The following is an 18437-nucleotide window of genomic DNA, read 5'->3' on the forward strand; positions in this document are numbered from 1 at the left end:
CTCCACCATCCGGGCCAGCAGGGTGCGCTGGGGAGGCATGCGGGGACCCTGACAAGATCGCCGGATCCGCCCAGTCGAATTACGAGCCATCGCCTGGGGAGGGATCTACGGCGTGACCTGGTCGGCGGGCGGCCGCGTCAGGGTGACCCGCGTTCCCCACCCGCTGAGTCGGATGTCGCTGGTGGTCTTCACCGTCCCGAGGAGCTTGTTCTGCTTCCGCCAGGTGGAGACGAGCCGGCGGGGGAGCCGGTCGCGGCCGATCCACAGCGTCCAGCGCACCTCCATCGCGGCGTCGTCCTCGGTCGGGTCCCTGTCGTCGAAGGAGGACCGGTAGGACGGCGACACCCGATAGAGGGTGGCGCCGGTGAGGGCGCCCTTGTAGACGGTCGTCGAGTCAGCGCCGGGGGACGTGCTGGAGGCGGTGGTGAGCAGGGTGTTCAGCGTGGCGGGTTCCAGCATGTAGATCGGGGACGTGAAGGGGGAGGGCACGGCGCTTGATGTGACCCTCAGCCATTTCTTCCCCTTGGGGAGAATGTCGTCGGCGAGGCCGCCCCTTCCATATCTCGTTGAGCCTACGGCGAGAATGCGCCCGGGTTTGGTGTCCTTTCCCAGGGGATCGGATTTGATGAGAATGTCGTGGCCGGCGGGACCGGAACGGTTGAACCCGACGACGCCGTTCTTCTTCGCCGAAGAGGAGTGATAGTCGTCGGAGGACGACTCGGTCTTCTCTGTGATCTTCACGCCGCGCCCGGGGACGAACTGCTTCTTCAGCGCCGTCACCGGTCCGGGGGGAGCCGTCTGCGCGTGGGAAGGCGAGACCAGCGCCGGAACGGCCAGGGCCACGGCCGTGACCGCGGCCGTCGCCGCTCCGGAGGCGAAGCGATTCATGTGATTCTCCCGAGTCGTTCTCCCCGGTTCGCGTGGGAGGACCCTGGAGATCTTCGCAATCGGATGTAACGATCATGTATCCGGACCGGCCGGGTGCCAGGTGGTGACTCCTCCGGTCGCGGCGATCCGTGTCTTCGCGTGCGGGCGGGGCGAGGTGTGGAGGGGCGGGCGACCGGTGGCGCCCCGGGGGGCCTGGCCGGTTACGCTGCGGGCAGCCGCAATGCCGTGAATGTGGCGCAGACGAGGAGGTCTGTAGATGGATGCCGTGTCGAGAATCCGCGTCGTCATCGCCAAGCCCGGGCTGGACGGGCACGACCGGGGTGTGAAGATCGTGGCGAGGGCGCTGCGGGACGCCGGGATGGAGGTCGTCTACACCGGCCTGCACCAGACGCCCGAGCAGATCGTGCGCACCGCCATCCAGGAGGACGCCGCCGCGATCGGCCTGTCGATCCTGTCGGGGGCGCACATGACGCTCTTCGCGAAGGTGATCGAGCTGCTGAAGGAGCAGGACGCGAGCGACATCGTGGTGTTCGGCGGGGGGATCATCCCGGAGGACGACATGCCGGAGCTGGAGCGGATGGGCGTCGCCCGCGTCTTCACGCCGGGGGCCACCACCCAGGAGATCGTCGAGTGGGTTCGCAGCGCCGTTCCCGCCCGCGTCTGAGCGTGACCCGGCCCCGGTGGCCTCCCCGGGCCGCCAGGGCGGCTAGGCTTCATTGGCGCGAAAATCGCCAGGCTCCCGCCGAGGCCGTGGAGCCGGCCCGCCGACATCTGTACACAAGCCGGACAAGCAAGGACGGACCCTCGTGGACCTGTTCGAACATCAGGCGAAGGAGCTCTTCGCGGAGTACGGCATCCCGGTGCCGCGCGGCATCGTCGCGCACACCGTGGAGGAGGCACGCGCGGCAGCCGAGGAGCTGACCGGCCGTGTCGTCGTCAAGGCCCAGGTCAAGACCGGTGGCCGCGGCAAGGCGGGCGGCGTGAAGGTCGCCGACGACGCCGCCGACGCGGAGCGCAAGGCCACCGACATCCTCGGCATGGACATCAAGGGCCACACGGTCCACAAGGTCCTGATCGAGGAGGCGAGCAACATCGCGGAGGAGTACTACTTCTCCTTCCTGCTCGACCGCGCCAACCGCACCTTCCTCGCGATCTGCTCCGCCGCGGGCGGCATGGACATCGAAGAGGTCGCGCACAGCACCCCGGAGAAGGTCGCGAAGGTCCCGGTCTCCCCGATCGAGGGCGTGGACCGCGCGAAGGCCCGTGAGATCGCCGAGGCCGGCGGCCTGCCGGAGCGGTCGCTGGACGGCGCCGCCGAGCTCATCGAGAAGCTCTGGGCCGCCTTCGTCGACGAGGACGCCACCCTGGTCGAGGTCAACCCGATGATCCTGTCCGCCGACGGCCAGGTGAAGGCCCTCGACGGCAAGGTCACCCTCGACGACAACGCCGCCTTCCGTCAGCCCGAGCACGAGGCCTACGCCGACAAGGCCGCGGAGGACCCGCTGGAGGCCGCGGCCAAGGCCAAGGACCTCAACTACGTCAAGCTCGAGGGCAGCGTCGGGATCATCGGCAACGGCGCGGGTCTGGTCATGTCCACCCTCGACGTCGTCGCCTACGCGGGCGAGGCCTTCCCCGGCCAGCCCAAGCCCGCCAACTTCCTCGACATCGGCGGCGGCGCCTCGGCCGAGGTGATGGCGGCCGGCCTGGAGATCATCATCTCCGACCCCTCCGTCAAGTCGATCTTCGTCAACGTCTTCGGCGGCATCACCGCCTGTGACGCGGTGGCCAACGGCATCGTCTCCGCTTTCCAGCTCCTGGAGAGCCGCGGCGAGGCGGTCACCCGCCCGCTCGTCGTCCGGCTGGACGGCAACAACGCCCTCCTCGGGCGGCAGATCCTGGCCGACGCCAAGCTTTCCGGCGTCGAGCTGGTCGACACGATGGACGACGCGGCCAAGCGTGCCGCCGAGCTCGCTGCGGTAGGTGCGTAATGGCTATCTGGCTGACCGAGAACAGCAAGATCATTGTTCAGGGCATGACCGGCGGGGAGGGCACCAAGCACACCCGGCGCATGCTGGCCTCCGGCGCCAAGGTGGTCGGCGGCGTCAACGCCCGCAAGGCCGGCACCACCCACGAGGGCCTGCCGGTCTTCGCCACCGTGGCCGAGGCCGTCGAGGCCACCGGCGCCGATGTCTCGGTGGTGTTCGTGCCGCCGGCCTTCACCAAGGACGCGGTCAAAGAGGCCATCGATGCGGCCATCCCGCTGTGCGTGGTGATCACCGAGGGTGTGCCGGTGCACGACAGCACCGAGTTCTGGGCCTATGCGACGGCCAAGGGCAACGTCACCCGGATCATCGGGCCCAACTGCCCGGGCATCGCCTCGCCGGGCGCCTCCAACGCCGGCATCATCCCGGCCGACATCACCACCGCCGGCCGCATCGGGCTGGTGTCCAAGTCCGGCACGCTGACCTACCAGCTGATGTATGAGCTGCGTGACTTCGGCTTCTCCACGGCGGTGGGCATCGGCGGGGATCCGGTGATCGGCACCACGCACATCGATGCGCTGGCGGCCTTCCAGGATGACCCGGGCACGGATGCGATCGTGATGATCGGGGAGATCGGCGGGGACGCCGAGGAGCGGGCCGCGGCCTATATCGAGCAGCATGTGACCAAGCCGGTGGTGGCCTATGTGGCCGGGTTTACCGCGCCGGAGGGCAAGACGATGGGGCATGCGGGGGCGATCGTGTCGGGTTCGGCCGGCACCGCGCAGGCCAAGAAGGAGGCGCTGGAGAAGGTGGGGGTGCGGGTGGGCAAGACGCCCAGCGAGACCGCCCGCCTCATGCGCGAGATCATGAAGTCCCGCTGAGATCGTGGGAAGGGCGCCCGGTGTTCGCCGGGCGCCCTTCGCGCCTCCCGGTACGGGACTCGCGACACGCGGGTTCGATGAGAGCGCGTCCGCATCCAAGATCCTGAGACCATCGACTATTGTGACGGCCTTTCTCGACCAGCTCCGGACGGCTCCTCGGACCGTTCTCAGCCGCATCCCCCTGCCCGGCGTCACGGGTGACGACGACGTCCGCCGCCCGCTTCCCGTCTCCGGGATGCTCGCCGCGGTCTGGACGCTCGGCGTCGGACTGGCGGTGCTCACCACGCTCACCCTGATCGGCTGGATCGCCGCGCCCCGCGGGGCGGTCGGTCCCGGGCTGTCCGGGGTGTTCCGTACGGCGGCGCAGCTGTGGCTGGCGGCTCACCACGCGGGGTTCGCGATCCCCGGCGGGTCGGTGGGGCTCATCCCGCTCGGGCTCATGGTCCTGCCGGCCTTCCTGCTCTACCGGGCCGGGATCTGGATGGCCCGCGACGCCGACCTGCGGCTGCGGATGCCCGCCCGGCTGCCCAAGAACAGCCCCAAGGACGAGGCCAACGCCCGGCGCAGGGCCCAGCTCGTCCTGATCGGGCAGGCGGGCGTCTCGCTGGCGGCGCCGTACGCCCTGCTGGCCGGGGGGATCGCGCTGGTGGCCCGCAACGAGATCACCCAGCCGTTCCTCGGCGACGTGCTCGTCAGCCACCTGGCGCTGGCCTTCCTCGCCGGCGCGCTGGCCACCGTCAGGGCGATCGGGCCGTGGCGGGCGATGTTGCGCCTGCTGCCCGAGCGGGTGCGCTCGGTCGTGGTCGGTACGGCCGCCGCGGTGGGGATCATGCTGGCGGCCGGCGCCCTGCTGGTCCTCGGCTCCATCGTGGTGAACTTCGGCCAGATCAGGCAGCTGACCGAGGTCCTGTCGCCGGGGATCGTCGGCGGCGGCCTGCTCCTGCTGGTGCAGGGGCTCTATCTGCTCAACACGTTCATCTGGGGGATGTCCTACATCGTGGGACCGGGTTTCGCCGTGGGCACCGGCACGCTGATCGCCCCGACCGGCGTGCAGCTGGGCGGTGTGCCCAGCCTGCCCATCCTGGGCGCGCTGCCGGAGGCCGGGTCCACCTCGCCCTGGGTCATGACGGTGATCGCGGTCCCGTTCGTGGCCGGGGCGGTGGGCGGCGTCCTGCTCGTCCGGGTCGCCCCCTCGCCCTCCTACGAGGGCGCACCGCTGTGGGGGTTCGCCTGCGGGGCGACGACCGGACTGGTGGCCGGGCTGCTGGCGGCCCTGTCCGGAGGCTCGCTGGGCGGGACCAGACTCGCCGCGATGGGCCCGGCGGGCTGGGAGGTCATGCTCTCGGTGACGCTGGAGGTCGGCGTCGCCGCCGGGATCTCGGCGGGGCTGGCCAACTGGTGGCTGATCTTCCGGGGACAGAACGTCGCCGTGCTCAGGGCCGCCGCCAAGGTCGGTACGGCCACGGCCCCGGTCCGCAAGGCCGGCGCCAAGCTCGTCAAGGCCGCCGGATCGGTGGCGAGCAAGGCGGGGTTCGCCGAGGCCGACCAGCCCCACGTGCTGCCCGGCCACTGGATGGACGCCACCGAGTGCGACACCCAGCCCATACCGGTCATCCGCGACGACTGGGAGGACGAGCACGCCTCGGCCGCGGAGCAGGGCCCGCCGAAGCTGCGGGACCGCGAGCCGCCCCACCCGCCGCGGCGCGACATCGTCGACGAGACCGACGACAAGGGCGGCCATGTGATCTATCTGGACCCCTACGCCTGGGACCGCGACTGACCGCCGGCCCCGCCCGGACGACGGGCGGGGCCGGCGGTGCGGAGATCAGGGCGGGAACGGGAACTGCAGCTCGCCGGGCTGGAGGAAGGAGAACCTCTTCTCCATGGCCCGCTCAAGCTGGTCCACGCACTCGTTCTGGGCCGTGACGGTGCCGGCGCCGATCTTGCACTCGGCGTAGGCCGCCAGCTCGTCGCTGAAGTAGAACTGCATCGCGGTGACCCCGATCGCGACCAGGAGCGCCAGCGACGAGATGACGATGCCCACGACGGCCGTGGTGGCGGGCTTGGCCACGGACCTGAGCGCGGGGACGGCGCGGATCGAGACGACGAGCGCGAAGATCGCCATGAACAGCCCCGCGACGGGGAGCATGAGCGTCAGCACGATCGCCGCGAACGCCATCCACAGCGCCCGTCGTCCCGCGCCCTCCGCGGGCCGTAGCTGGACGGGTGTCGTCACCTGCAGGACCTCCTTGCGTCACGTGAGCGGCCAGGCCGATACCCTTGCAGCGGCGTGAGTCCCCTCTTCGAATGGAGTGCGTCGGTGTCATCCCAGGCCGCTCGGCTTGTGGTTCTCGTGTCCGGCTCTGGAACAAACCTACAGGCCCTGCTGGACGCCGTGGCAGATGAGGGTTATGGTGCGCGGATCGTGGCGGTGGGCGCCGATCGCGACGGCATCGAAGGGCTGGACCGCGCGGAACGCGCCGGAGTGCCCACCTTCGTCGAGCGCGTCCCCGACCATCCGGCCCGCGAGGCGTGGGACCTGGCGATCGCGGACAGGATCGCCGAGTACAAACCCGATCTCGTGGTCTGCGCGGGGTTCATGAAGATCCTCGGTGAGCCCACGCTCTCCGCCTTCCCCGTGCTCAACACCCATCCCGCTCTGCTGCCGTCCTTCCCCGGAGCGCACGGTGTACGCGACGCGCTCGCCCACGGCGTGCGGGTCACCGGCTGCACCGTGATGCTCGCCGACGCCGGGGTCGACACCGGGCCGATCATCGCCCAGGAGGCCGTGCGCGTCTACGACGGCGACGACGAGCACACGCTGCACGAGCGCATCAAGGCCGTCGAGCGGGGCCTGCTCGTCGAGACCGTCGGCCGGATGGCCCGCGAGGGCTGGACCGTGACCGGCAGGACCGCCCGCTTCGGGCGGCCCCGTGACGTCGGGCGCGCCGGCTAGCCGGCGACCCGCGACCCCCCGGGCGCGCCGGTCCCCCGGAACGCCCGGCGAACTCGGACGACCCGGCGCATGAGCCGGGCGACCCGGACCACCGGAGACAACAGGAGGACCAGGAAGTGACCCGCATCGCCATCCGGCGCGCGTTGATCGCGGTATACGACAAGAGCGGCCTGGAGGAGCTGGCACGCGGGCTCGACGCCGCGGGGGTGGAGATCGTCTCCACCGGCGGCACCGCCGCGAAGATCGCCTCCTTCGGCGTCCCGGTCACCCCGGTCGAGGCGCTGACCGGCTTTCCCGAGTGCCTCGACGGCCGGGTGAAGACCCTGCACCCGCGGGTGCACGCGGGCCTGCTGGCCGACAGCGGCAACCCCGCCCACGTCGCGCAGCTGGAAGAGCTGGAGATCGACCCGTTCGAACTGGTCGTGGTCAACCTCTACCCGTTCCAGCAGACCGTCGCCTCCGGCGCCTCCGACGCCGAGTGCGTGGAGCAGATCGACATCGGCGGCCCGGCGATGATCCGCGCCGCCGCCAAGAACCACGGCACCGCCGCGGTCGTCGTGGACCCCGCCAAGTACGGCGAGGTGCTCGCCGCGGTCGGCGCCGGCGGCTTCACCTCCACCGAGCGCCGCCGTCTGGCCGCCGCCGCCTACGCCCACACCGCCGCCTACGACACCGCCGTGGCCTCCTGGTTCGCCAACGTCTACGCCGCCGAGGGCGAGGAGTGGCCGGCCTTCATGGGCGCCTCCTGGGAGCTGGCCTCGTCCCTGCGCTACGGCGAGAACCCGCACCAGCGCGCCGCGCTGTACAGCGCGGGCACCGGCGGCCTGGCGGGCGCCGAGCAGCTGCACGGCAAGGAGATGTCCTACAACAACTACCTCGACGCCGACGCCGCCTGGCGGGCCGCCTGGGACTTCGCCGAGCCCGCCGTGGCGATCATCAAGCACCAGAACCCGTGCGGCATCGCGATCGGCGCCGACGTGGCCGAGGCGCACCGCAAGGCGCACGCCTGCGACCCGGTCTCGGCCTACGGCGGCGTGATCGCGGTCAACGGCGAGGTGACCGAGGAGCTGGCCCGGCAGATCGCCGAGGTGTTCACCGAGGTCGTGGTGGCCACCGGGTTCAGCGACGAGGCGCTGGCCGTACTGACCGGGAAGAAGAACATCCGGCTGCTGGTCTGCCCGCAGGGTCCGGCCAACCCGGCCGAGTTCCGCCGGATCGACGGCGGTCTGCTGGTGCAGACGGCCGACCGGGTGGACGCGCCCGGCGACGCCTCCGAGACCTGGGAGCTCAAGGCCGGGCCCGCGGCCTCCCCGGAGGTCCTCGCCGACCTGGCCTTCGCCTGGAAGGCCTGCCGCTCGGTGAAGTCCAACGCCATCCTGCTCGCCTCGGACGGCGCGAGCGTCGGCGTGGGCATGGGCCAGGTCAACCGGGTCGACTCGGCCCAGCTCGCGGTCACCCGCGCGGGTGAGCGCGCCAAGGGGTCGGTGGCGGCCTCCGACGCGTTCTTCCCGTTCGCCGACGGCCCCGCCATCCTCATCGAGGCCGGGGTGAAGGCGATCGTGGAGCCCGGCGGCTCGATCAGGGACGACGAGGTGATCGCCGCGGCCGAGGCCGCCGGGATCACGCTCTACTTCACCGGCACCCGCCACTTCTTCCACTAGAGAGCCCGGTTCCGCTGGAGAGCCCGGTTCCAGGGGAGATTTCCGGAAGAAGGCCCGGCGGAGGTTCCGAAAAGATCTCCGGGGGAAGGGGTCCCGCCCGAGGGGCGTGATCCCTCCCCGGCCGTGGCGGTCCCGGTGGCGAGGCGCGTAAGCCGCCGGGCCCGCCACGGTCACAGACGGCGGTCACAGACGGTGGTCACAGACGGTGGTCACAGACGGCGGTCACCGCATCCGGGCGCCGTGCCGGGGCGCTGAGACCCGTCACGGCCGTCGGCGCCGTCTCCGCGATGCGGCCGTCCCCGTGATGCGTGGGGACTCGTGAGGCGTGGGGACTCGCCCATATTTCCCCGACGAACTTGCCGGAAGACCTACACCCCGGGCGCGGGCCGCCGATACTTCTGGTGTCGCTCCCGTCCAGTCCCTCTCCGGCCACAACGCTGAGGCGTGTGGGATAGGTGACAAGAGAGTGGCGAAATAAGCAGGTTGCTTTGGGTTTAACCAGACTTTTGCCGTGGTTAGCCTGAAGCGTTCCTTCCCTAGGCCCGCTGGAGATCTCCCATGCCGATGCTCGACTTCATCCTGCCCGCCCTCGTGATGATCGGCGGGTTCTGGAAGACCCCGGTCGCCCTCGTGGTGATCGCGCTCGGCTCGGCCTACCTGAGCGGCAAGGCCGTGGAGATCATCCCCTTCACCCGCAGGATCATCGAGCGCCGGGAGGCCCGGGAGGCCGAGCGCGGCTGATCCCCGCCCTCCGGCCGTCTCATGAGGGTGCCGGGAGCCCGCTCCCGGCCGGTCCCATGAGAAGGTTGGCCCTATGAGCGCGCAGATTCTGGACGGCAAGGCCACCGCAGCGAAGATCAAGGCAGACCTCACGGCGCGGGTGGCCGCGCTGAAGGAGCGGGGGATCACCCCGGGGCTCGGGACGGTCCTGGTGGGCGACGATCCCGGCAGCCAGATCTATGTCGCGGGCAAGCACCGTGACTGCGCGGAGGTCGGCATCGCCTCCATCCGCAAGGACCTTCCGGCCAACGCCACCCAGGCGGAGCTCGACGAGGTCATCGACGAGCTGAACGCCTCGCCGGAGTGCACCGGCTACATCGTGCAGCTTCCCCTGCCCCGGCACCTGGACACCCAGGCGGTCCTGGAGCGCATGGACCCCGCCAAGGACGCCGACGGCCTGCACCCGGTCAACCTGGGGCGCCTGGTCCACATGGTCGACGCCCCGCTGCCCTGCACCCCGCACGGCATCGTGCTGCTCCTGCAGGAGTACGGTGTGCCGATCAAGGGCGCCGAGGTCGCCGTGGTCGGCCGCGGCATCACCGTGGGCCGCTCGCTCGGCCTGCTGCTGACCCGCCGCACCGAGAACGCCACCGTGACCCTCTGCCACACCGGCACCCAGGACCTGGCGGCCCACACCCGGCGCGCCGACATCGTGGTCGCCGCCGCGGGCGTCCCGCACCTGATCACGGCGGACATGGTCAAGCCCGGCGCGGCCGTGCTCGACGTCGGCGTCTCCCGGGTCGACGGCAAGATCGCCGGTGACGTCGCCCCCGACGTCAGGGACGTCGCGGGCTTCTTCTCGCCCAACCCCGGCGGCGTGGGCCCGATGACCCGGGCCCTGCTGCTGGCGAACGTGGTCGAAGCAGCGGAGAAGGCCGCCGGCAGGGCCTGACTCAGGACGCCCGGCGGCTGCCGACCGTGGTCGTGGCCGGTGACGACTCCGGGGTACCGGTCGCGCGCTGCGACGGCACCACCGGGGTCGGCCTGACCAGGCCCAGGGCGACGACCTCGTTGGCCAGTCTGGTGCGCCGGTTGGTGCCCTCCGGGATCCGGAACTTCTGATAGAGCCGCAGCAGATGCTGCTTGACCGCGGCCTCGGTCACCACCAGGTCGTCGGCTATCTCGCGCGCGGTGGCCGGCGCGACGAACGCCTCGTCCGACAGCGCGGGACGGCACAGCGACGTCAGGACGTCGACCTCCCGTCTGGTCAGCTCCGGTGCCGCGGCGCGGCGGAGCTCGACCTCGGGGGCGAAGTCCTCGCGGGGGACGCCGCCGATCCTGCCGCGAGCGGCACCGAAGGAGACGACGTCGCCGTCGTCAAGGACCCTCCGGGCGATCGGCCTGCCGTTCACCCGCGTGCCGTTGCGGGACAGGCCCAGATCAACGACGTACAGGTAGGGTCCGCGCCTGACGAATTCCGCGTGCAGCCGGGACACACTCGGATCGGTGAGCCGGATGTCCACTCCCCGGCCTCGCCCGATCGTTGTGATCTCGGGGCGCAACGGGACCACCTCACCGGTGTCCTCGATGCGTATGAACGGCCCCTCCACGGCAGTTCCTCCCCAGGTAGCCCGCCGTAACTATTACTACAGCTCCGGCTTACCCAAACGAGGGGATGCGGAATCGCCTTTGCCAGAAGCAGAATCCTTCGTGAAATTGGTCTGGACCTCTCGGGGAGGTTTCCGCTGCTCACGGGTAGACTTCGGGCGAAGATAAGCGGAGGAAACACTCATGGCGGACAAGCCCACCAAAGGCCTCGCCGATGTCGTGGCCGCGTCCACAGCGCTCAGCGACATCGACGGTCAGGCCGGTCGCCTCTTCTATCGTGGGTACGACATCCACGACCTGGCCGGCCGCACCACCTTCGAAGAGACCGCTCACCTGCTGCAGTGCGGCAAACTCCCGAACCGGGAGCAGCTGAACGCCTACGGGGCTGAGCTCGTCCGGGGCCGCACCCTCGGCGCCCTCGTCGAGGCGAACATCCCCGAGATCGCGGAGAAGCAGGCGCCCATGGAGGCGCTGCGCACGCTGGTCTCCCTGGCCGCGGCCGACGATCCCGACAAGGACTCCAACAGCCCCGAGGCGAACCTGCGCAAGGCCGCCAGGCTGACCGCGCAGCAGCCGCTCCTCGTGGCCCGCTACCACGGGGCCAGGACCGGGACCACGGTGCCCGACCCCGATCCCGAGCTGAGCATCGCGGCCAACTTCCTTCTGCAGATCACCGGCCGCCCCGCGGACTCCCGCGCCGTCGGGATCTTCGACGCCTGCCTGGTCCTGCACGCCGACCACACGATGAACGCCTCGACGTTCGCCGCCCGCGTCTGCGCCGCGACCCTGTCGGACATGCACTCGGCCGTCGTCGCCGCGATCGGCACGCTGAAGGGCCCGCTCCACGGCGGCGCCAACGAGCAGGTCATGCGCACCCTGGAGTCGCTCGACCCGAGCGGCGTGGCCCAGGCCGTACGGGACAAGCTCGCCGCCGGTGAGAAGATCATGGGCTTCGGGCACCGGGTCTACAAGACCGAGGACCCCCGCGCCACGCACCTGCGCCGGATGTCGCAGGAACTCGCGGAGGCCTCGGGCGACGACACCTATTACCGGATGTCCAAGGAGATGGAGGAGGTCGTCTTCGAGACGAAGGGCCTCTATCCCAACGTGGACTTCTACGCCGCGACGGTCTACCACTACCTCGGCATCCCGACCGACCTGTTCACGCCGGTGTTCTCGGTCAGCCGCATGTCGGGATGGACCGCGCACGTCATCGAGCAGCACGCCGACAACCGCCTGATCCGCCCGGACAGCGAGTACATCGGCGAACGCGACCAGAAGTGGAAGTCGATCGACGAGCGGTGAGCACGATTGAAGAGCGCTGGGGACCGTACCCGCTGATCCTGGTGGGTGCGGTCCTCGCCGTGGCGTACGCGGCACTCGTGGACCCCTACTGGGGTGGTTTCGCGCTCGGCGCCGTCATCGCGCTGGGCGCCGTCGTACGGCTGGCCGGGGGTGGGCGGCTGGCCGTGCGGAAGAAGGCGACAGACGTCGTCACACTCGGTGTTCTCGGCCTGGCGCTCATGGCGGGCGCCCTCGTCCTCGAATACTCGGAGCTCATGCCGTTCTGAGCACCGTACCGCCATGAGTCGGATGACCGGGTGGCCCGCGAACCGCGGGCGCCCGTCCGATAGCCTCAACGGTCAGTGAGCCTCAAAAGGACTGTCTGGCCAGTGTTCGTTCAGAAGGGGAACCACACGCATGCCCAAGATCAAGGTAGAGGGTCCCGTCGTCGAGCTTGACGGCGACGAGATGACCCGGATCATCTGGCAGTTCATCAAGGACCAGCTGATCCTTCCCTACCTCGACGTCGACCTGAAGTACTACGACCTCGGCATCGAGCACCGCGACGCCACCGACGACCAGGTGACGATCGACGCGGCCAACGCGATCAAGCAGTACGGCGTCGGCGTCAAGTGCGCCACCATCACTCCGGACGAGGCGCGTGTCGAGGAGTTCGGCCTCAAGAAGATGTGGAAGTCCCCGAACGGGACCATCCGTAACATCCTCGGCGGCGTCATCTTCCGCGAGCCGATCATCATGTCCAACGTGCCGCGGCTCGTGCCCGGCTGGACCAAGCCGATCGTCGTCGGCCGCCACGCCTTCGGCGACCAGTACCGCGCCACCGACCTGAAGGTGCCGGGCGAGGGCACGCTGACCCTCACCTTCGCCCCGAAGGACGGCTCGGAGCCGATCGAGCTGGACGTCTACGACTTCCCGGGCGGCGGCGTCGCCATGGCGATGTACAACCTGGACGAGTCCATCCGCGACTTCGCCCGCGCCTCCATGCGGTACGGCCTGGCCCGCAACTACCCGGTCTACCTCTCCACGAAGAACACGATCCTGAAGGCCTACGACGGCCGCTTCAAGGACATCTTCGCCGAGGTCTACGAGACCGAGTTCAAGAAGGACTTCGAGGACGCCGGCATCTCCTACGAGCACCGCCTGATCGACGACATGGTCGCCGCGGCGCTCAAGTGGGAGGGCGGCTACGTCTGGGCCTGCAAGAACTACGACGGCGACGTCCAGTCCGACACCGTCGCGCAGGGCTTCGGCTCGCTGGGCCTGATGACCTCCGTCCTGATGACCCCCGACGGCCGCACCGTCGAGGCCGAGGCCGCCCACGGCACGGTGACCCGTCACTACCGTGAGCACCAGAAGGGCAACCCCACCTCCACCAACCCGATCGCCTCGATCTTCGCGTGGACCCGGGGCCTGCAGCACCGCGGCAAGCTCGACAACACCCCCGCGGTGATCGACTTCGCCGAGAAGCTGGAGCAGGTCTGCATCGAGACCGTCGAGGGCGGTCAGATGACCAAGGACCTCGCCCTGCTCGTCGGCGGCGACGCCAAGTGGCTGACCACCCAGGACTTCCTGGCGGCCCTGGACGAGAACCTCAAGAAGAAGATGGCCTGACCGCCGCCTTCGAAGGGCCGCTCCACGAGGGGCGGCCCTTCGCTTTTCCCACCCGGCGTCCCCGCTTGCCCGCGGGGCTTGCCGCGGTCATCGCGCGGTGAGGGCGCCCAGGGCGATCCGGTCGGCCGCGGGCAGGTCCGGCAGGCGGCGGTACTGCCCGCTGACCGCGTGGATCCGGTACAGGCCGGCGGTGTCCCCGCCGGTCAGCGCGATGACGACCTCCCGGGTGTTCAGCCAGCCGACGACCTCGCCGGTGACGCCCGAGCCGGACGAGGGCAGCGGCAGGCGCTTGAAGACCCGCCGCGCGGTGGCGTCGACGATGTGGAGGACGCCCTCGCCCCCGGTGTCCCCCTGCGCGACGGCGGCGGCGTACCGGCCGCTGGGGGAGTCCTTCCAGGCGGGATAGCGGGTGCGGAGCCAGTCGGCGGCCTCCTCCGCGGGCGTCCGGTCACCCGGGGCCGGGCGGCTGGCCGACCCGGTGGCGAAGTCGGTCCGCAGCCGGCCGGTGGCCAGGTCCACGGTGAAGCGGCGGCCGTCCCCGGAGACGCTGACGGACGGGCCGCGCTCGACGTCGGCGGGGGTGAGCGCGGGTGACAGGTACCTCCTGGTCCCGGTCGTCAGGTCGTGGGCGACGTATCGGAGGTCCGCCGCGCTCAGGTAGGCCACGCGGTGGCCGTCGCGGCTGATGACCGGGCTGAGCGTGCGGTGGGCGCCGTCGCCGTACTCCAGGCTCTGGACCGCGTCGGGGACGTTCAGCGTGGTCTCGCCGGGCCCGCCGGACGCCTGCCCCCGCTCGCCCCCGGCGGCCAGCTTCAGCGTCCAGCCCGCGCACAGGACCTTCCCGGCCCAGGGCGTCCCGGGGCGCGCACCGCACTCGCCGGGGACGGCGTAGCGGATCACGGAGGAGGTGCGGGGCGCCCGCCAGGGCGCGGGGGACGTCTCGGCGGAGACGGGCGTCTCCGGGGACGCCGTGGAGGAGCCGGAGGGCTCCGGCGACGCCGACGCTGCGGGGGAGGCCGAGGGGTCCGTGGAGCCGGTGGAGTCCACCGTCGTCCCGGCCGCCGCGGGCGAGGTCGTCGCCTGGGACTGCGGGGCCTTCTCGCCCAGGGCCAGGGCGGAGGTCCACGTCTGTCCCTGCGGGGTCAGGGTCACGATGAACCCGGCCATCGCCAGTACGGCGAGCGCCGTCAGCAGGGCCCTGCGGCGGCCGCGGCGGCGCAGGGTCTTGAAGGAGCGCTCGGACAGGTCCGGCACGGAGGCCTCGCCCGCCTGCGTGGCGAACCTGTTGGTCAGCCGCTGCCGGTCGCCCTTGGTCAGGGTGGTCAGCGCCTCGGTGACCTCCGCCTCCACCGTCTCGACGGGCAGATCGAGGATGTCGGCCATCTCGGCGGGGGTCCTGCCGTTGTGGAGGCAGGCGACGACGACGAGGCGGCGCCGGGCCGGGAGCCGTACCAGGGCGGTGGGTCCCGCGGCGGCGGGCCGCCGCAGGAAGGCGTGGTAGAGCGTGACGTAGGCGTGCTGGGTGGGGTTCTCCCACGCGGTGGGGGGCCAGGCCTGGCCGACCGTGCGGAAGGCTCTCAGGACGAGGCGGATGGCCTGGTCGTGGCTGCCGGTCAGGAGCAGGGCGGTGCCCACGAGGGAACGCTGATCGCGTTGGACGAACTCGCGAAAACCGGTGTATCGCCGCATGGGGGCCTTGCTCCGCTGTGGTCGGGGATCTCCAACGGTAGCGATCCAAGCAGTTGTATCGCCAAATCGTGGAGATTGTCGGGAATTAGCACGGTCAGTGTGCCACGTGTGACCAGTGGGTCCGGTGAGGACCGGGGGAGCGCGTAAAGGGATAAACAGGGTCACGTCGGGGTAACACGTAGGGCTGCGCCATCCCCTGGTCGTAAAGTTTGGCTCGACGAGGATCGACGAGAGCGTGGGGACCGAGATGCCGCAGATCGAGCCACTGGGAGCGGGGGAGCCGCGCCAGCTGGGGCCGTTCCGCGTCGTCGGGCGCATCGGGGAAGGCGGTCAGGGCATCGTCTACCTGGGGACGGACGAGTCCGGTGGCCGGGTGGCGATCAAGCTTCTGCACGTGAAGTTCTCCGGCGACTCCATCGCCAGGTCCCGCTTCGCCCGCGAGGCGCGCGCGGCGCAGCGCGTCGCCTCCTTCTGCACGGCGGGCGTCGTGCACGTCGACCTCGAAGGGGACACCCCCTACATCGCCAGCGAGTACATCGAGGGGAAGTCGCTGCGGGAGGTCGTCGACGACTCGGGCCCGCTGCGGGGCGCCGCCCTGCAGCGGCTCGCGGTCGGCACGGCCACCGCGCTCACCGCGATCCACCACGCCTCGATCGTGCACCGCGACTTCAAGCCCGACAACGTCCTCATCGCCGCCGACGGCCCGCGGGTGGTCGACTTCGGCATCGCCCGCATCATCGACTCCACCGGCACGATCACCAGCCGGGCCATCGGCACCCCCGCCTACATGGCGCCCGAGCAGATCTCCGGTGACGACGTCGGCCCCTACACCGACGTGTTCGCCTGGGGAGCGACCGTCGCCTTCGCCGCGACGGGGGAGATGTCCTTCGCCGGCGACTCGATCGCGGTGGTGCTGAACCGCATCCTCAACCACGAGGTGGACGTCAGCTCGATGCCGGAGCCGCTGCGGGGCGTGGTCAGCTCGGCGCTGGCCAAGAATCCCGCCGAGCGGCCCTCGGCCGACCAGATCCTGCTGCGGCTGCTCGGCCACTCCGAGAGCGCGGGGGCCTCCCCGGCGGTGCTCACCCAGGGGGTCCAGGTCGCCAACCCGGAGGTGGTCCGCAACGGGACCCCGGCGCCGACCCGGCCCGAGGCTCCGCAAGCGGCCCGGCCCGGCGCCCCCGAGCCGGACGAGACGACCAGCCCGCTGCGCCTGCCGGACCACAGCGGCGTGTCCCACGTGCGCACCGCCGCCGACCCGCGCTCCTCCGGCGCCCACCCCCGGGCCACGTCCCCGGCCGACCACCCGTCCGGATCCCTGCCGCGCGGGGCGCTCCCGACGGATCAGGGTTCCCGCCCGCCCGTCCCGCCCCCGGCCGACCATCCGTCCGGGTCTCTCACGCGTGGCGCGCTCCCGGCGGATCAGGGTTCCCGCCCGCCCGTCCCGCCCCCGACCGAGAGGATCCCCGGCCCGCGCGGGAGCTCGTCCGCCGAGTCCCGTACGTCCCCGCCCGCGGACCGGGAACGCCACCCCGCGGGCGAGTCCTCCTCACTCTCGCAGGGGCCGTACGCGCCCTACCCGTCCCGTACGGAGCCCTCCGCCTCCGGCTGGCCCCCCGCCGAGGTCGGGCCGCCGAGCTGGCAGGAGACCCGGCCCGGCCCGTTCGAGGAGCCCGAGCCGCCGCGGCGCCCGCGCCGGAGCCGCTGGATCGCGCTGGCGGTGGCCGTGCTGCTGCTCGGCAGCGCCGGGGCGGTCGTCTACGCCACCGGCTGGCGCCCGTCCTTCCTGGGCGGCACCGGCCCCACGGACGGTCCCACGGAGGGCACAACGAACGGCACCGGGAACGGCACCGCCGAGGAGTTCACCTCCGTGGCGGACAAGGCCGCCGCGACGAAGAAGCTCACCGTCGGGATGCGCGACTTCCTGCCCGGCATCGCGCTCAACAGCGGCGGGAAGTGGAGCGGGTTCGAGGTGGACCTGGCCACCCGGATCGCCGAGGCGCTGGGGGTGCCCGAGAGCGGCATCACCTTCAAGGCGACCCGCCGGGAGGACCGGCCCCGGCTGCTGGCCGACGGCGAGGTCGACATGGTCATCTCGACGTACTCGATCAACGCCCAGGACGACGTCACCTTCGCCGGGCCGTACTACCTCGCCCACGTCGACGTGCTCGTCAGGGACGACTCGACGATCTCCTCCCTCGCCGGGCTGGAGGGCAGGCGGCTGTGCCGGCCGGCCGGGAGCGCCTCGACCGAGGAGGTGCGCAGCAGGGTGGCCGACCTCACTCTGGTCAACGGCCAGACCTACACCGACTGCATGAACAAGCTGCTGAAGGGCGAGGTCGACGCGGTGCCCGGCGACGACCTGCTGCTGGCCGGGTTCGCCGACCGGGAGAGCGTGCGCTACAGGGTGGCCGGGCTGAAGCTCACCGACGAGCGGTACGCGGTGGCCCTGAAGCGGGGCGACGAGCGCACCTGCCAGGCCGTCCAGGGCGTGATCGCGGACCTGTACCGGAAGGGCACGATGAAGGAGCTGCTCAACCGGCACTTCGCCAACGTCAACTTCCCCGGCCGCGAGAACGACCAGCCGGACATGGCTAGCTGCGGCTAGCCCGCTCGATCTCCTCGGCGGTCTCCGCGGCCCAGTCACGCATCATCCGCGTGTGGCGCAGGCCCAGGTCCAGGGCGTACCGGCCGAAGCCGGCGGTGCGCGGCCGGCTGGGCCTGCGCTCGATCTCCTCCAATACGGCGAGTTTGGCCTCGCATTCCCTGACCGTCTCGCGGAGCACCTCCAGGGCCTCCTCCGGCTTCAGGGTGGGCAGCAGGAAGGCGCGCAGCGTCTTCTCGTCGCGGGCCGAGCGGGCCGGCCCCGTCGTCAGCATCCACTCGCGGATCGTCCGCGAGCCCTCTTCGGTGATCGTGTAGGTCTTGCGCCCGCGCGGGCCCTCCTCCTCGACCGTCACCAGGCCGTCGGCGGCCAGTTTGTTGAGCTCGGGATAGATCTGGCTGTGCCGCGCCTGCCAGGCGTGGTTGATCGTGCTCTCGAAGAGCTTGGTGAGGTCGTAGCCGCTCGCCGGGCCCGAGACGGACAGCAGGCCGAGGAGCGCCATGCGCAGGGACATGCCCACATCATATATCC

Annotated in this window: 17 protein-coding genes; 12 read left to right on the top strand and 5 right to left on the bottom strand. The window is 71.0% G+C overall.

What is annotated here, in order from left to right:
• Positions 1-105: 105 nt before the first annotated feature.
• Entirely contained in the window at positions 106-888 is a 783-nt protein-coding gene (locus tag Pta02_RS26945; RefSeq protein ID WP_203877741.1) for a hypothetical protein, read from the bottom strand.
• Between the two features lie 256 nt (positions 889-1144).
• On the opposite strand from Pta02_RS26945, the gene icmB reads away from it, so the two are divergent.
• From icmB to Pta02_RS26965, 4 genes are all read left to right on the top strand, one after another.
• Positions 1145-1552, top strand: a complete 408-nt coding sequence (icmB, locus tag Pta02_RS26950) for a coenzyme B12-dependent isobutyryl CoA mutase small subunit (protein WP_203877742.1) — start codon at positions 1145-1147, stop codon at positions 1550-1552.
• A gap of 142 nt (positions 1553-1694) precedes the next feature.
• Positions 1695-2876: an ADP-forming succinate--CoA ligase subunit beta gene (sucC, locus tag Pta02_RS26955; RefSeq protein ID WP_203877743.1), complete on the top strand. Its 1182-nt coding sequence runs from the start codon at positions 1695-1697 to the stop codon at positions 2874-2876.
• Positions 2876-3751 carry a succinate--CoA ligase subunit alpha gene (gene sucD / locus Pta02_RS26960; protein ID WP_203877744.1) on the top strand — a complete coding sequence of 292 codons (876 nt, stop codon included), beginning with the start codon at positions 2876-2878 and terminating at the stop codon, positions 3749-3751. The genes sucC and sucD overlap by 1 nt, the downstream gene beginning before the upstream one ends.
• Positions 3752-3872: 121 nt before the next feature.
• Positions 3873-5531 carry a cell division protein PerM gene (locus tag Pta02_RS26965; protein ID WP_203877745.1) on the top strand — a complete coding sequence of 553 codons (1659 nt, stop codon included), beginning with the start codon at positions 3873-3875 and terminating at the stop codon, positions 5529-5531.
• Between the two features lie 45 nt (positions 5532-5576).
• Here Pta02_RS26965 and Pta02_RS26970 read toward each other — a convergent pair whose 3' ends face one another.
• The gene (locus tag Pta02_RS26970; RefSeq protein ID WP_203877746.1) at positions 5577-5987 is read right to left on the bottom strand and encodes a hypothetical protein; all 411 of its coding nucleotides are present in this window, start codon (positions 5985-5987) and stop codon (positions 5577-5579) included.
• Positions 5988-6071: 84 nt separating this feature from the next.
• Between Pta02_RS26970 and purN the strand changes: the two genes are divergently transcribed.
• From purN to Pta02_RS26990, 4 genes are all read left to right on the top strand, one after another.
• Positions 6072-6707 carry a phosphoribosylglycinamide formyltransferase gene (purN, locus tag Pta02_RS26975; protein WP_203877747.1) on the top strand — a complete coding sequence of 212 codons (636 nt, stop codon included), beginning with the start codon at positions 6072-6074 and terminating at the stop codon, positions 6705-6707.
• A 116-nt stretch (positions 6708-6823) separates the two neighbouring features.
• Entirely contained in the window at positions 6824-8368 is a 1545-nt protein-coding gene (gene purH, locus Pta02_RS26980; protein WP_203877748.1) for a bifunctional phosphoribosylaminoimidazolecarboxamide formyltransferase/IMP cyclohydrolase, read from the top strand.
• Positions 8369-8926: 558 nt separating this feature from the next.
• On the top strand, positions 8927-9109 hold the full coding sequence (locus tag Pta02_RS26985) for a hypothetical protein (protein WP_203877749.1): 183 nt from the start codon (positions 8927-8929) through the stop codon (positions 9107-9109).
• Between the two features lie 73 nt (positions 9110-9182).
• Entirely contained in the window at positions 9183-10040 is an 858-nt protein-coding gene (locus Pta02_RS26990) for a bifunctional methylenetetrahydrofolate dehydrogenase/methenyltetrahydrofolate cyclohydrolase (protein WP_203877750.1), read from the top strand.
• 1 nt (position 10041) lies between these two features.
• Here the strand turns inward: Pta02_RS26990 and Pta02_RS26995 are convergent, their stop codons facing one another.
• Positions 10042-10698, bottom strand: a complete 657-nt coding sequence (locus tag Pta02_RS26995) for an FHA domain-containing protein (protein WP_203877751.1) — start codon at positions 10696-10698, stop codon at positions 10042-10044.
• Between the two features lie 181 nt (positions 10699-10879).
• Here Pta02_RS26995 and Pta02_RS27000 point away from each other — a divergent pair, with 181 nt between their 5' ends.
• The 3 genes from Pta02_RS27000 to Pta02_RS27010 all read left to right on the top strand — a co-directional run bounded on the left by Pta02_RS27000 (position 10880) and on the right by Pta02_RS27010 (position 13612).
• On the top strand, positions 10880-12001 hold the full coding sequence (locus Pta02_RS27000; RefSeq protein WP_203877752.1) for a citrate/2-methylcitrate synthase: 1122 nt from the start codon (positions 10880-10882) through the stop codon (positions 11999-12001).
• Complete coding sequence (locus tag Pta02_RS27005; protein ID WP_203877753.1) at positions 11998-12267, top strand: DUF3017 domain-containing protein; 270 nt, start codon at positions 11998-12000, stop codon at positions 12265-12267. Before Pta02_RS27000 ends, Pta02_RS27005 begins: the two co-directional genes overlap by 4 nt.
• A gap of 130 nt (positions 12268-12397) precedes the next feature.
• Positions 12398-13612: an NADP-dependent isocitrate dehydrogenase gene (locus tag Pta02_RS27010; RefSeq protein WP_203877754.1), complete on the top strand. Its 1215-nt coding sequence runs from the start codon at positions 12398-12400 to the stop codon at positions 13610-13612.
• Between the two features lie 87 nt (positions 13613-13699).
• Here the strand turns inward: Pta02_RS27010 and Pta02_RS27015 are convergent, their stop codons facing one another.
• On the bottom strand, positions 13700-15247 hold the full coding sequence (locus Pta02_RS27015; RefSeq protein WP_203877755.1) for a sigma-70 family RNA polymerase sigma factor: 1548 nt from the start codon (positions 15245-15247) through the stop codon (positions 13700-13702).
• Positions 15248-15536: 289 nt separating this feature from the next.
• On the opposite strand from Pta02_RS27015, the gene Pta02_RS27020 reads away from it, so the two are divergent.
• Positions 15537-17909 (top strand): protein kinase domain-containing protein, encoded by a 2373-nt coding sequence (locus tag Pta02_RS27020; protein WP_203877756.1) that lies wholly within the window; start codon positions 15537-15539, stop codon positions 17907-17909.
• On the opposite strand, the gene Pta02_RS27025 is transcribed toward Pta02_RS27020, so the two are convergent.
• Positions 17896-18420 carry a PadR family transcriptional regulator gene (locus tag Pta02_RS27025; protein ID WP_203877757.1) on the bottom strand — a complete coding sequence of 175 codons (525 nt, stop codon included), beginning with the start codon at positions 18418-18420 and terminating at the stop codon, positions 17896-17898. The genes Pta02_RS27020 and Pta02_RS27025 overlap by 14 nt on opposite strands.
• Positions 18421-18437 lie beyond the last annotated feature (17 nt).

The sequence above is a fragment of the Paraplanobispora takensis genome, from assembly GCF_016863195.1.
GTDB lineage: Bacteria > Actinomycetota > Actinomycetes > Streptosporangiales > Streptosporangiaceae > Planobispora > Planobispora takensis.